Below are 14,452 nucleotides of genomic sequence, written 5' to 3' on the forward strand. Positions count from 1 at the left end.
GTAAAATTAACTTACTAAACAAGGCATTGTCTGATTAAAAAACCCTATATTCCATTTGGTTAAAATAATCGCCTCGCTTATAACTTTATGGAACTGGTTCGTAAAATCGAATCCAGTTAATTTCGATTGCAGCACTTAGCTCTATTAGTTCACTTTTAAAAATATAAAAAGATTACACACAGCAAATATATCTCAGGACAACTACAAAATGAATAAAGGCATCTACTACTACGTGACGATCAGTACCGATCAGGAAGGTTATCATCTTCTGCATCGGAAAGAGTGCAAACGACTACCCGTAAAGGAGGATATGGTTTTTATTGGCACTCTATATAATTTAAATCAGGCATTATCAACCGCGCGTATTAATTTCAAAAAGGTTAAGCCCTGTATTAAATGTTGCATTCGTTACTCTGCTCCAATTATTCATGAATCAGTACGTCCGGTATTACACTTCCCACAGAAAATAGCCTGACCGGTTGGGCGGTTGAATTTCACTCAACCGCCCAACCGATATTTCCTCTCCGCCCTGCACTTCACGATTTTTCGTCTATCCTTCTGTGAAATCCCTTTTTTACAGACATGGAGTTGATGATGAGCCTGTTTAGCACCCTTGAAGAAGCCATTGAAGCCGCTCGCGAAGAGTTCCTCGCCAGCCAACCTGATATCGCTGAAGAAGATGCCAGCGTTAGCCAGTTCGCCCTGCAGAAGTACGTGATGCAGGATGGCGACATTATGTGGCAGGCCGAATTTTTCGCTGAAGAGGATGGTCAGGGTGAATGCCTGCCGATCTCCAGCGGAGAAGCCGCACAAGCCATTTTTGACGGCGATTTTGATGAAGTCGAACTGCGTCAGGAGTGGCAGTCAGAAAATACGCTGCACGAATGGGATGAAGGCGAATTCCAGCTGGAACCCCCGCGTGACCTTGAAGAGGGCGAAGCGGCGGCACAAGAGTGGGAAGACGACAACAGCCCTTCTGACAATCTGTAGTAACGTTTATTCGTACGGGCCGTGACTGGCATCCACGGGCAGCAACAGCGTGTCCATCACCAGCGACAGCGGCAAATCGATAATGGTTAGCACACGCCACGGTCCGTCACGAACGTCCCACTGCACGCCGGGATAATATTGGTTGCCGTGACCTTGTCCGGGAAAGGTGCGGCTGATAATACTGCCACAACCGGTGAGCAGAAGAATGGCGGCGCTGAGCGCGGTTATTTTCAGGAAATAATTCACAACATTTACTCACAATGAACTGGCGTTAGTTTAACCGTGTGAGGGGCAGATTAACTACTTAAATATGGTAAAAAACATGCTATGAGGTCATAAGTGAATATTCCCCTTGCTCACAGCCCATCAACCATAAGTGTTAATCTACATTAAAATTCTCACTGCAAACATTTGATAAAAATACGTTTATTAATTTTTGGGACACTTCCCGTGTCCAGTCATTGCTGCTCAGCGTAATTTCTCGTGCTGTTATTTCAACACGCAGGAGCGTACACATGAAAAGCACCACAAATACCAAAATAAACCGAAATAGTTTCTCTTCAATTAATCCTCAAGTCGAAAACGGCGTACTCTCCACTTTGGTCACCGCTCAGACTGTATCCAAGCCTGTTATTAGCGATGTTTACGATAATTTCGGGCCGGTTCAACGTTTACTTGCTCATGGTGAAACTACCGATGATCGTAACCCAAAAATTGGCGGTACTGCGTTAAGCGATACTCAATATATCCACCTTTACCGTAACGGTGTCGAAGTGGCGAAAGTGGCTGTGATTGATGGTCAGTGGTCATGGGAAGGTGGCGCAAATGTGTTTGGCACGGGCTATAACAACATTGTGGTGCGCGGTGAAAACAGCCAGGGGCAATTAAGTGATGCCTCAGAACCATTTCTGATTATTGTCGCAGGTAAACCTGGAGTACCTGTGATTTTTGACGCCATTGATGATGCGGGTGGCCTGCCTGAAATTATTAAACGTGGCGGCAAAACTGATGACGATACGCCAACCTTACGTGGTAGCGGCGTACCGGGGAGCATCATAACACTTCAAACCAAGGCTCCCGGTGGGAAATGGGTGGAACTGGGTTCAGCCACCGTGGATAGCGAAGGTAAATGGCAATTAACGTCCTCACAATTGTCTGAAAATGGTGACTGGAGCTTTAGAGCTAAAGCCGCAAATGGCCATGGTGCAAGTGCCTGGAGCGACAGTTTCACCCTGCAAATCGAAGGATTAGCAACTGCACAACCTGTTCTGACTGAAGTATTGGATAATTTTGGTCAGATTAAAAAGGCTCTTGCCAATAATAGCAACACAGACGATCACAATCCGCGTTTCAGCGGTACAGCTGACTCGAGCATAAAATTCGTGCACATTTATGATGGAAATACCAAAATAGCCACCGTTTTAACTAATAAAGGCAAATGGTCTTGGGAAAGTGACGCAAATATTTTTGGCAGCGGTAAGCATCAGATCACACTGCGTGGTGAAGATGCAGGTGGTGCAATTAGTGAGCCTACAGCAGCCTTCGATTTCACCATTACCGCAGCTGCACCAGGCGTGCCTGTGATCATAAATGCATTGGATGATATCTCAAGTGTTGTAGAAATTATCGATCACAAAGGCAAAACCTCAGACAGCACACCTACGCTTAATGGGCTGGGAGCAGAAGGGAGTGTTGTGACAATCCAGGCCTTATCTCCAAATGGAGAATGGGAAATCATTGGCTCTACTGTGGTCGGAAGCAACGAAAGATGGTCATTTACTACTACTGAGCTGACGCAAACGGGTAACTGGGGCTTCCGGGTCATGTCTTCAAATGAAAACGGCAAGAGCGGCTGGAGCAGCAAATTTGTTTTGAAACTGGTCGAAGTTCAGCCTGAAATCGAGGAGATTACTTCGGTTAACACAGACATTACAACCAGCGATATTCTGGCGAAGAGCACAGAATTGCTTTTCAACAATGAACCAAATTCATATGACAAATTTGATTCGGCAGCCATAGCGGACCTGGAAAATTACAGCAGCAATATGTTGAGCCAATATGGCGTGGTTGTCAGCGTCATGCCGCAGTCTTCTCAAGATTTAAACCTGTTACCACAAGACCTGCTAGCGCAATACTGATTAGATTTCAGACTCATACCCCATTAAAAAGCGGCATCTCTGCCGCTTTTTACTTTCTCATCTTCAGCGCTGTGGCAGCGCCTCTGGATTGAGCTTCAGCTTCTGATAGCTTTCCACCCACTGATGATATTTGTCCGCGCTTTCCCACAGGCGTGAGTGCACACGCGCCAGCACCACCGGATCGCTAATCAGCTGCAAACGCTGCTCGCGATTCAGTTTCTCTGGCGCATCGCTCAGTGCCTGATCGACACGACGGTCGCGCGCATGGTCCAGCAAATCGCTCTGCTTATGACGCGATGTTGCCATCGCCGTCGCCAGCGCGTTAAACGCCGGGTTAAACAGCGCATGCATAAAGCCATTTTTCAGCGCGCGTTGACGGTTGATCTGCAGGTAGTGATCGGTATCGACCAGCTCTTTGGGTGGCTCATACTCTTCCGGAATCAGGAACAGTTTGGCGTTCTTACTCTTCTGCCCTACCGTTGCACGGCTCGACATCACCGACACAAACGGCGACAGGATCAGCGAGAAGACGATCGGCGACAGCCACCACAGGAAGTTCAGATCGAGGAAGCCCATACCGCCCGCCCACACCAGACCCAACAGCATCTGTGAACCATGACGACGGAAAGCTTCGCTCCACGGCGTGGCATCATCATCACGCTGCGGCGAGTTCCACACCACTTCCCAGCCAAGGAACGCGCTGACCACAAATACGGTGTGGAACAACATGCGCACCGGCGCCAGCAACACTGAGAACAGCATTTCCAGAATCAGCGAGAAGAACAAGCGGATGGCGCCACCATAAGGTTTCGCTCCCTTGAACCAAATTAGCACCACGCTCAACAGCTTCGGCAGGAACAGCAGCACCAACGTGGTTGAGAACAAGGCAATCGCCAGATCGGGACGCCACTGCGGCCACACCGGGAACAGCTGGCGCGGTTGCAGGAAGTAGGTCGGTTCCATCAGCGTGTGCACCACCTGCAAGGCAGTCGACAGCGCGAGGAACATGAACCACAACGGCGCAGAGAGATAAGACATCACGCCCGTCAGGAACACCGCACGGTGAACCGGATGCATCCCTTTTACCAGGAACAGACGGAAGTTCATCAGGTTACCGTGACACCAGCGACGGTCACGCTTCAGTTCATCCAGCAGGTTCGGCGGAAGCTCTTCATATGAGCCCGGCAGATCGTAAGCGATCCACACGCCCCAACCAGCACGACGCATCAGCGCGGCTTCGACGAAGTCATGCGACAGAATTGAACCGGCAAAGGAACCTTCACCCGGCAATGGCGCCAGCGCACAGTGCTCAATGAAGGGCTGCACACGAATAATGGCGTTATGGCCCCAATAGTGTGATTCACCCAACTGCCAGAAGTGCAGACCGGCGGTGAACAGCGGACCGTACACACGCGTAGCGAACTGCTGGCAACGGGCATACAGCGTATCCATGCCTGACGCTTTTGGCGAAGACTGAATAATACCGGCGTTCGGGTTGGCATCCATCATGCGCACCAAGCCGGTGAGACACTCACCGCTCATCACGCTGTCGGCATCCAGCACCACCATGTAGCTGTAATTGCTGCCCCAACGACGACAGAAGTCATCGATGTTACCGCTTTTACGCTTCACACGACGGCGACGGCGGCGATAGAAAATTTTGCCCGCGCCACCGACATCACGCACCAGTTCCATCCAGGCTTTCTGCTCAGCGATGGCGATATCGGCATCGTAGCTGTCACTCAGAATGTAAACGTCGAAGTGTTCAGCATTGCCGGTGCGTTTGACCGATTCCCAGGTCGCACGCAGGCCCGCAAAAACACGCTCAACGTCTTCATTACAGATTGGCATGATCAACGCAGTACGATGTTCCGGATTCAGCGGTTCATCACCGGTGGTTGAATACGAAATACTGTACTTATCGCGACCAATCAGCAGTTGCAGGAAGCCCATCAACGCGGTCCAGAAACCGGCCGAAACCCAGCAGAACAAGATGGCAAACAGGAACAGAATCCCGGTCTGCAAAATGTACGGCAGGATCAGCTCAACCGACTGCAACCAGTTCTGATTGAACATCTCGATCGGATCGATCAGCGTCCAGCCCTGATACGGCAGAATGGTTTTCATGTACCAGGTTGCCACCACGGTCTGCAGAATCGTCAGAATCAGCAGCACGTAACGACGCATGGAGCCAACGTGGCGCCACTTGTCCTCATTTTTCTGCTCTTCAACGGTGGCATAACGTGGATTAGATTTCTGGCCGCGCAGGGAATCCCAGGCGCGCGCAATCGGGTTGGTGCGCCAGATCTCCGGGAACATCAGCGAACGCTTCACTTTCGGCATCGCCTTCAGCGTGGTGCGATCGAGATAATCCTTGCTGAGCTGCTGACCATCCGCCAGTGAGTCCGGCCAGGCCATTTGCACACGGGATGACACCGATTTCAGCGGTGCATCATCCGGGCGCTCGCTGGCGGCGTTATCCTGCCCCAGCGACGTATGAATAGCGTGGAACGCCTGCGCATTCTGTAGCGAATCGCTCAGACGGGCGCGCCCTGCCGCATCAAGCGGCAGAGCCTCCACGTAAGATTGAGGTAGAAATATCGATTTATTCATTGGCAGGTAGCTGATAGCTCCAGGTTTCCGTCAATGTCTTGTCGCCGCTCACCAGCGCCGCACGCATCTCAGTCGGCTGCTTGTTATCTTTCACACGCAGACGCAACACCAGACGCCAGCCTTTGGTCACCGGGTTGTAGCGCACACTCTGCTCAACCACGTCAGCGTTATTACCCACGCTCACCTGCGGTGCCACTTGCGTATCTTCCGGCAGCTTGCTCATCGCTTTGCCAACGAAATCCACGGTGAAGGCGATAGAACCATCCGGCTGACGCACCAGATTCGACTGCTTCACATCACCGGCAGAGCGCAGCGTGTCTTTCACCCAGGCGATATCGTCTGAGTGCAGCTGATTCTCGTCACGGGTGAAGTGCAGACGATACTGGAAGTTCATCTCTTTGCCCGGCTCTGGCAGTTTTTCCGGCGTCCAGAACGCAACGATGTTGTCGTTGGTTTCATCCGCAGTCGGAATCTCGACCAGTTCAACGCGACCTTTACCCCAATCACCCTGCGGCTCAACCCAGCCACTTGGGCGCAGATCGTAGCGATCGTCGAGATCCTGGAAACGGCTGAAATCACGCGTGCGCTGCAGCAGACCAAAGCCTTTCGGGCTCTCAACGGTAAAGGTGCTGACCGCCAGATGTTTCGGGTTATTCAGCGGACGCCAAATCCACTCACCGTTACCGGCATGAATCGAAAGACCATTCGAATCGTGCAGCTCTGAACGGAAGTTGGTCACTGGCGAAGGCTGGTTTGCACCAAACAGGAACATACTGGTCAGCGGCGCCACGCCCAGTTTGCCGACGTTGTCACGCAGGTAAACTTTGGATTGCACATCAACCGTCGATTCTTTGCCCGGTTTGATGATGAAGCGATAGGCACCGGACGCACGAGGCGAATCCAGCAGCGCATAAATCACCAGCTGTTTGTCCTGCGGTTTTGGACGTTCAATCCAGAACTCTTTAAAGCGCGGGAACTCTTCGCCCGACGGCAAGGCAGTATCAATCGCCAGACCGCGCGCAGAAAGACCGTACACCTGGCCTTCGCCAATCACACGGAAATAGCTGGCGCCGAGGAAACTGGTGATCTCGTCGTCTTTGCCCTTTTTATTTAAAGGATACAACACCTTAAACCCAGCAAAGCCGAGGTTTTTGACTGAATCAGCATCGTGTTTTACGTTGCCGAAATTGAAGTAGTCAGGGTTATATTTAATTTCACGTACTGAAGACGCCGTCACTTCGTTAATTTTCACCGGCGTATCGAAATACATGCCCTGATGATAGAACTCAAGCTTAAACGGCGTGCGCAGTTTGCCCCAATAAGCTTTGTCGTGGTTAAACTGGATCTGCTGATAGTCAGCAAACTTCATTTCACGAAACTGAGAGGGTAAATTGCTTTTTGGCGCTTCGAAACTTTTCCCTGCCAACGCCTTGGCTTGTTTTGCAACATCATCAATGTTAAACGCCCAACTATTGTTGGCATACATAGCCAGCAGAACTGCCGCGCCTACCCAGCGCATCTTTACCAGTCCCACTTTATTATTCACATTATTCAGCACATCCCCCCCTTTCGTGTGCTTAGATCAAACCCGATTATCTTAAAGGATTATTCGGTTTTCCGACAGCGTATGTAATAGATTGTTCCGCTGATTTGTAAGCTGAAAGTGTGCTTTTAGGATAATTAAACCCCGCAAAATCACATACAGATTCACCTGATAGTATACCCTGTTTACAGCCGGTAGAATTTTCCTTCGGCATAATCCGGTTTCAGGGCGAAACCGGCAAGTAAACTGACTATTGGAAGATTATGAGTTCAGCTAAACCCGAACGTGAATATTTCCTCGATTCGATTCGAGCGTATTTAATGTTATTAGGCGTGCCTTTTCACGTCTCCCTGATTTACTCCACGCAAAAATGGGCGGTGAACAGCCATGACGCCTCAATGTGGTTGACGGTGCTGAACGACTTTATTCACGCCTTCCGCATGCAGGTGTTCTTTGTTATTTCAGGCTATTTTTCCTACATGCTCTACTTACGCTACCAGCCGCAGCGCTGGTTGAAAGTGCGTCTGGAGCGTGTCGGCATCCCGATGTTAACCGCCGTTCCACTGATTACCTTGCCGCAGTTTTTCATCACCAAAAATCTCACCGATAAAATTGGCGACTGGAACAGTTTTTCTCTGTACGAAAAGTACAACACGCTGGCGTGGGAGCTGATATCCCATCTGTGGTTTTTATTGGTACTGGTGATCCTCACCACCTTTGGTATGTGGGCGTTTCGCTGGCTGAATAAGCAGCAGCGCGGCATCAATTATCAGCAAGTTGGCTGGGGTAAATTGACGCTGGCGCTGCTGATTTACGCCCTGATTTGGTGTGCATTCCGCCGCGTGCTGTTTTATTTCGTGCCGGGCGTGTTTGCCGACGGGCTGTTCAGCATTGCCGTGATGCAAATGTTGATGTTCCTGCCGTTCTTTATGCTGGGCGCGCTGAGCTGGAAGCACCAGGCACTGAAAGCGCTGTTTGTGCGGTTTAATCCGGTGATGTGCTTTGGCGCTATCGCGGTATTTATCGCCTACAGCCTGAATCAGCGTTACAGCAGCGGTGAAGGTTGGCTGTATGAGATTGATATGATCATTTCGACGCTGATGGGTTTGTGCATGCTAAACGTCTGTTTTAGCTTCGGCCATAAGCTGCTGAACAGCCATTCGCCGCGCATCATGTATCTGGTGAATGCCTCGCTGTTTATCTATCTGGTGCACCATCCGCTGACCATTTTGTACGGCATCTACATCACGCCGCACATCGGCAATAACACGCTCGGCTTCTTCGTTGGCTTACTGATGGTGTTTGGCGTGGCGTTTACGCTGTATGAAATCCATCTGCGCATTCCGCTGCTGCGCTTCCTGTTCTCCGGTAAGCCGCAGCAAAAGAAATAATCGGTTAACGCCGCTGACTTAAGCCATAAATGCCAGGTTTTTCAGGTGCGCATGAATGCGCACCCTACGAAAACCGTACCAAATTTTTGTAGGGTCACCATTTATGGTGACCGAAATTATAACAACCACTCAACCGGCAAGCGCCATACCAGTCGTACCAGCAAGCGCTGCAGCAGCGTGCATTGCGGTTCGTGTTTGTGCACCACTTCGCCCTGCTCGTTAGCAAACTCCACCCAATTGACGCGTCCCCACTTATCCAGACGCAGCGTCCAGGCGCGATCGCGCATCCCGGCAATAAAGCGCTGATGCGTTTGCTGCGCCAGGGTTTCACTCTCAATCACCAAACCCATTTCGGTGTTCAGCATCGCGGAACGCGGATCGAAATTAAACGAGCCGATAAACACTTTACGATTATCCACGGTGAAGGTTTTGGCATGCAAACTGGAACCCGAATTACCGGTGATACCGCGATCGTGTGGCGCGCTTTGTGGATTGTCCTGCGGCTTCAACTCATACAGCGCGATGCCGTGGCGCAGCAATTTTTTGCGCCAGCGCGCATAACCGGCGTGCACCACCGTGACGTCATTGGCCGCCAGCGAATTGGTAAGGATAGCAATCTTCACCCCGCGCCGCTTCAACGCCAGCAGCTGCGCCACGCCAGATCGCGTCGGGACAAAATAGGCCGAGATAATATCGAACTGCTGCTGCGGCGTGCCGATGACCTCCAGCATGCGCTGCGGCAGCAAACTGCGGCGTTTTGCTTTGCCGAGCCCTTTACGCGGATCGTCGCTCAGCAGGCGCGATTCCGCCCACGTCATCTCCAGCTCGCCCTGCTCCATCTGGCTGATAAACGACGAGTGCTCCAGCCGCGCCAGATAGCGCTCCACCGCTTCACTCTGCTGCCACTCTTGCGGCAAGCGCACCGCCTGATGCGCATCGCCGCTCACATCAACCACCTTGCGCAGCGGCGATACCGCTTTACTGCGCCAGTAGCGCTCGAAATCCTGCGTCACTTCGTCGACCACCGGACCAATCGCCAGCACATCGAGATCGGTAAACAGCGGTTCATCGCCGGTACCAAAATACTCGTCACCGATATTACGGCCGCCCACCAGCGTCGCCGCGCCATCCACCGTCAGGCTCTTGTTGTGCATACGCCGATTAAGGCGGGAAAAATCGGTGAGATAACCGAGCGCACGCAGCGTGCGGAACGAGAACGGATTAAACAGGCGCACAGCGATATTGGCGTGGCGATCGAGTTCCGCCAGCGTCTCATCCAAACCCGGCGTGTTGTTGTCATCCAGCAGCAATCGCACTTTCACCCCGCGCTCGGCGGCATCCAGCAGCGCGCTAAACAGCAAGCGGCCGGACATGTCGTTGTGCCAAATGTAGTACTGCACATCAATGGTGTGCTGCGCCATGCTCATCATCTGATAGCGCGCAGCAAAAGCGTCCAATCCATCGTTAAGCGGATGAATGCCGCTCATGCCCGGATGTCGCGCGCAACGCGCCTCAACACTCGGTTTCAGCCGGTTGCCCGAATGTTCCTCAGGCGGCAAAGAGGTTGCTGCTTCACTCATAGTGAATCCCTGAAAGCTGTGGACCTATTATTGTTGGTATCAATGCGCTAAGAAGCAATCGGAGGCTTCCTTTTCTGCCCGATGGCGCACCGTCAATTTAGTCTAGACTTAGCCAGGCGTTCTGCATCCGGCGTTCACCGAGAGGAGAGGATTATGACTCAGCAATCCCTGCGCCATCACCCTCAGCTGTTCCGCAGTTTCTTTCAGGGCAGTTTTCCCTGTTCAACCGCCCGTCGTGCAGGCGGACGTCGGCTCGATATGGTGATCAGCAGCGGCCACGACATGCTGCTGGAGAAAGATTATGCCGCACTGGCGCAGGAAGGTTTGCACACCGCGCGCGATGGCGCTCGCTGGCATCTGATTGAAGCCGTGCCCAATGAATATGACTGGCGCACCTTTCTGCCGATGGTGCACGCCGCGGCGCGTCACGATATGCAGATTATCTGGGAGCTGGCGCACTTTGGCTATCCCGATCACTTAGATATCTGGAAAGCCAGCTTTGTCGATCACTTCGAACGCTTCGCCCGCGCAATGGCGCAGCTGATGCACGATGAAGGTATCGAAAAGCCCTTTTTCACGCCGATCAATCAGATCTCATTCTGGTCGTGGGCCGGCGCGGACGTTTCCTGGCTCGATCCCTACGCCAGCGATCGCGGTCGCGAGCTGAAGCGCCAGCTGGTGCGCGCCTCGCTGGCGGCGATGCACGCCATTCGCGAGGTTTATCCCGATGCCCGCTTTGTGCTGACCGATCCGCTGGTGCAGGTGGCGACGCATCCCGATAATCCTGACAGCAAACCCTACGCCGACGCGCAGCATCAGGCGCAGTTTGAAGCCTGGGATTGGATTGGCGGACGCGATGCGCCGGAACTGGGTGGCCGCGCGGATTTCCTCGACATTCTGGGTCTCAATTACTATCCCGACAATCACTGGTTTTTCTCAGGCGAAACCATTCCGTTCGACCATCCGACGCGGCTACCGCTGCACCGTTTGTTAATGCAGTGCTGGCAACGTTATCAGCGCCCGATGATTCTGGCCGAAACCGGCGCCGAAGGTGATGCGCGTGCGCCCTGGCTGCGGCAGATCAGTGAAGAAGCGCGTCTGGCGCTGGATCACGGCGTGGCGCTGGAAGGGATTTCGCTCTATCCGGTGGTGGAGTATCCGGCGTGGGCCGACGATCGACGCTCACCGGGCGCGCTGTTTGGCCTCGGCGATCCCAATGGCAATCGCACCCTGCATGAGGCGCTGGCGCTGGAGTTGCGCAGTCAACAAATTAAATGGCAGAACTGGCAGACAAAAAGCTAAGACTGTTGCGTAATGGCGGGTTTTTGCGGGCAGGTTTGCACATCGAGTGAAGGATCCGCGGGGTGACGCACGTCGGTGAGCCAGGTCATGGTGAAGAGAAACACCACGCCAATTAAACAGGCGGAGAGCAGGCCAATTATGGCGATCAGTTTGTCATCTCTGGATTCCATCGACATCTCCTTGCAGGCTTCCTTTTCCCGGTGCTGACCTTAACTCATCCACAGCGTAATCATCAGGACGAAGATTATAAGCGTAACCGAAGTGACTGCAAGTACCACAATGGCGAAGAGCGCATCGTCGAGCGGCTGCCGATAAGGTTCGTCGTGGTCGTCTGGTGGTGCAGGTGAACTCATGATGACTCAAAAATAAAGGCGAGTTTTCGCGCAGGATTGCCGCACAGAGTGTAATGCAATGCGCCCTAAGTTACAGGAAAATTTCTGGCGGAGAAATAACGGGGCGCAAGCGCGCCCCGTGGAGAACAGATTAGAAATCGTAGCTCAGTGAAACCTTCACCGTGCGTGGTTCACCCTGAGACAAATAGGTGCCGCTGTCATCCACGTTGGCCCAATATTTCTCATTCGTGACGTTATCCACGCCCACGCGCCACACCATATCGTTCTGGTTAACCTTCATGCGGTAACGCAGACCCAAATCCAGCGTGGTGTAATCATCCAGCTTCATGTTGTTTGCCAGGTCGGCATATTGCGAACCGGTGTAGTTCAGCAATGCTGTGGCGGTCAAACCGTCCACCGGCTTGATGTCATACTCCGCACCCAGCGCCGCAGTGAAGCGCGGTACGCCGATGGCGTTTTTGCCATCCTGATCGCTATCCCCGGTTTTGGTCATATTCGGATCGATCCAGGTGGCGCTGCTGTTGAGACGCAGGCCCAGCACCGGCTCACCGAATACGTTCAGCTCCACGCCACGGTTGCGCTGCTCGCCATTCAGCTGGTAGACCGAATTGTTCAGCACGCCAACCGGCTGTTTGATTTCAAACAGCGCCAGCGATCCGCCGACGCGACCAAAATCGGCTTTGACACCCACTTCGTTCTGTTTGGCATGCACGATGCCGGTCACGCTACCGTAGTTGGTGGCGGTAAACGGCGCGGCGGTGCCCGGCGTCAGCGATTCGGTATGGTTGGCATACAGCGAGATATTTTGCGTGGCTTTATACAGCAAACCGTACGCCGGCAACCAACGGCTGCTGTCGAAACGTGTCGCGCTATCTTCCGCACCGTCATAACCGTAGTTACGCACCACCACTTTTTGATGACGCGCGCCGACGGTCGCCAGCAAGGTGTCATCGAAGAAGCCCAGCGTATCGCTCAGCAGGTAGCCCTGCGAACGTGAACGGTAAGTGGTCAGCGGATCGCTGAACTTAGCGCCACCGGCGAACACGCTGTCCGGTTCAGCCACATCCTGCGGGTGATAAATGTTTACGTTGGCATCGTTACCCGACGACATGCGATAGCTGTTTTTCGCATTCGCGGTCATCGCCGAATAGCCGAAGTTCACTTTATGCGTCACCGGACCGGTGGTGAAATCACCACGCAGGCCAACCATGCCGCTCATGTTGTCCTGCACGCGATTGGTACGGAAGCGACCAATGGTAGCGTTACCGGCGCTATCGAGGATCTTCGGAATGCCGTAGTTGCCCACTTCATGCGTGTGTTGCGCGCCGAGGCCCGCATAGGCGGTCCACTGTTCGGTCAGATCGTATTCGGCTTTCGCCAGACCAAACTCCGACTCGATATCGCTGAACACCCACTTCTGGCTGTAGTTTTTCGAGTTGGACGGCACATCAGGAATGAAGTCGATGCCGCTGATGTTGATACCGTTACGCGCGTCGTGGAAGGTCTTTTTCTGGTAGCCAACGTCGAGCGACGTACGCAGACGATCGCCACGATAATCCAGGCCGAGTGACGCAGCGGTGGTACGTTTCTTCTCGCCATCCACCTCCGTGCCGCCTTCACGGTTGACCGCATTCAGACGCACGCCAAATTGGTTATTGTCGCCAAAACGACGACCAATATCGGCGGTGCCGCCCACTTGCGAACCAGACGTGTAATCCACGCCGATGCGCGTCAGCGGCGTATCATCAGCGTGCTTCGGCTCGAGATTAATCATGCCACCGACGCCGCTCTCCGCCGAACCGTTCAGCAAGGCATTAGCCCCTTTGAAGATCTCCACGCGATCAATCAGCGAGGCATCCATCACCTGACGCGGCACGATACCGGCCAGGCCGCCGTAAGTCATGGCATCGCCATCCAGCTTGAAGCCACGAATGCGATAGCTCTCAGCAAAGTTGCCGTAGCCTTTCAGATTCTGCACGCCAGCATCGTTGCGCACCACGTCACCGATGGTTTTCGCCTGCTGGTCCTGAATCATTTTCGAGGTAAAACCGATGACGTTGAACGGCACGTCCATGGCGTTCTGCTCACCCAGCATGCCGAGACGGCCGCCGTGTGCAACCTGACCATCAAGGAAAGCCGGTACCAGATCGTCGCCGCCTGGTTTGAAATCGGTTTGAGGTGTCGCGGTCACGGTCAGCGTCTGCTGCTCGTTTTTCGCATCAGTGGAGGTTGTGGTATTGGTGGTAGCAGCCATCACTGGCAAACAACCGGCGCTGACCATTACGGCCAACAGCGTCGGTTTCAGTCCGGGATTGAAAGGCATAGCGCGCATGGGATCCCCTAATGCAAACGAAGTGATAATCATTATTATTGCGGTTTGCGATTATGCGCAGTCGTTGCCCGAAAGCAAGAAAAATCCCACTTTCTGCATTCACATAATGGAGAAGAGGTGCATCAGGTCGCCATAAATGGCGACCCTACGACCGGTTTGTGGGATCGCAATTGGATGTTCATGCGCGATTATGTAGATACCGTCTTGCCA

Annotated in this window: 11 protein-coding genes; 5 read left to right on the forward strand and 6 right to left on the reverse strand. The window is 53.0% G+C overall.

Annotated features, from left to right (window positions below; all coding sequences use genetic code 11):
- Positions 1-208 precede the first annotated feature (208 nt).
- Together HX773_RS26110 and HX773_RS02770 are read left to right on the forward strand one after the other, a co-directional pair.
- Positions 209-475 carry a hypothetical protein gene (locus HX773_RS26110; RefSeq protein WP_008103132.1) on the forward strand — a complete coding sequence of 89 codons (267 nt, stop codon included), beginning with the start codon at positions 209-211 and terminating at the stop codon, positions 473-475.
- Between the two features lie 119 nt (positions 476-594).
- Positions 595-990, forward strand: a complete 396-nt coding sequence (locus tag HX773_RS02770; protein WP_176970330.1) for a MysB family protein — start codon at positions 595-597, stop codon at positions 988-990.
- Positions 991-996: 6 nt separating this feature from the next.
- Here the strand turns inward: HX773_RS02770 and HX773_RS02775 are convergent, their stop codons facing one another.
- Positions 997-1,236: a YceK/YidQ family lipoprotein gene (locus HX773_RS02775; RefSeq protein WP_110865906.1), complete on the reverse strand. Its 240-nt coding sequence runs from the start codon at positions 1,234-1,236 to the stop codon at positions 997-999.
- Between the two features lie 269 nt (positions 1,237-1,505).
- On the opposite strand from HX773_RS02775, the gene HX773_RS02780 reads away from it, so the two are divergent.
- Positions 1,506-3,128: an Ig-like domain-containing protein gene (locus HX773_RS02780; protein WP_176970331.1), complete on the forward strand. Its 1,623-nt coding sequence runs from the start codon at positions 1,506-1,508 to the stop codon at positions 3,126-3,128.
- A 63-nt stretch (positions 3,129-3,191) separates the two neighbouring features.
- Here HX773_RS02780 and mdoH read toward each other — a convergent pair whose 3' ends face one another.
- The gene (gene mdoH / locus HX773_RS02785; RefSeq protein ID WP_176970332.1) at positions 3,192-5,741 is read right to left on the reverse strand and encodes a glucans biosynthesis glucosyltransferase MdoH; all 2,550 of its coding nucleotides are present in this window, start codon (positions 5,739-5,741) and stop codon (positions 3,192-3,194) included.
- Positions 5,734-7,269, reverse strand: coding sequence for a glucan biosynthesis protein G (locus HX773_RS02790; RefSeq protein ID WP_176970342.1), 1,536 nt, complete (start codon positions 7,267-7,269; stop codon positions 5,734-5,736). Before HX773_RS02790 ends, mdoH begins: the two co-directional genes overlap by 8 nt.
- A 278-nt stretch (positions 7,270-7,547) precedes the next feature.
- Between HX773_RS02790 and mdoC the strand changes: the two genes are divergently transcribed.
- Positions 7,548-8,675 (forward strand): glucans biosynthesis protein MdoC, encoded by a 1,128-nt coding sequence (mdoC, locus tag HX773_RS02795; protein WP_176970333.1) that lies wholly within the window; start codon positions 7,548-7,550, stop codon positions 8,673-8,675.
- A 116-nt stretch (positions 8,676-8,791) separates the two neighbouring features.
- On the opposite strand, the gene HX773_RS02800 is transcribed toward mdoC, so the two are convergent.
- Positions 8,792-10,255, reverse strand: a complete 1,464-nt coding sequence (locus HX773_RS02800) for a phosphatidylserine/phosphatidylglycerophosphate/cardiolipin synthase family protein (protein WP_304623159.1) — start codon at positions 10,253-10,255, stop codon at positions 8,792-8,794.
- Between the two features lie 153 nt (positions 10,256-10,408).
- Here HX773_RS02800 and HX773_RS02805 point away from each other — a divergent pair, with 153 nt between their 5' ends.
- Positions 10,409-11,557: a beta-glucosidase gene (locus HX773_RS02805; RefSeq protein WP_176970334.1), complete on the forward strand. Its 1,149-nt coding sequence runs from the start codon at positions 10,409-10,411 to the stop codon at positions 11,555-11,557.
- Here the strand turns inward: HX773_RS02805 and HX773_RS02810 are convergent.
- Both HX773_RS02810 and HX773_RS02815 read right to left on the reverse strand, forming a co-directional pair.
- The gene (locus tag HX773_RS02810; protein WP_176970335.1) at positions 11,554-11,727 is read right to left on the reverse strand and encodes a hypothetical protein; all 174 of its coding nucleotides are present in this window, start codon (positions 11,725-11,727) and stop codon (positions 11,554-11,556) included. The genes HX773_RS02805 and HX773_RS02810 overlap by 4 nt on opposite strands.
- A 313-nt stretch (positions 11,728-12,040) precedes the next feature.
- Complete coding sequence (locus tag HX773_RS02815) at positions 12,041-14,242, reverse strand: TonB-dependent siderophore receptor (RefSeq protein ID WP_176970336.1); 2,202 nt, start codon at positions 14,240-14,242, stop codon at positions 12,041-12,043.
- Positions 14,243-14,452 lie beyond the last annotated feature (210 nt).

This window comes from Pantoea sp. B9002 (genome assembly GCF_013385945.1).
Taxonomy (GTDB): domain Bacteria; phylum Pseudomonadota; class Gammaproteobacteria; order Enterobacterales; family Enterobacteriaceae; genus Pantoea.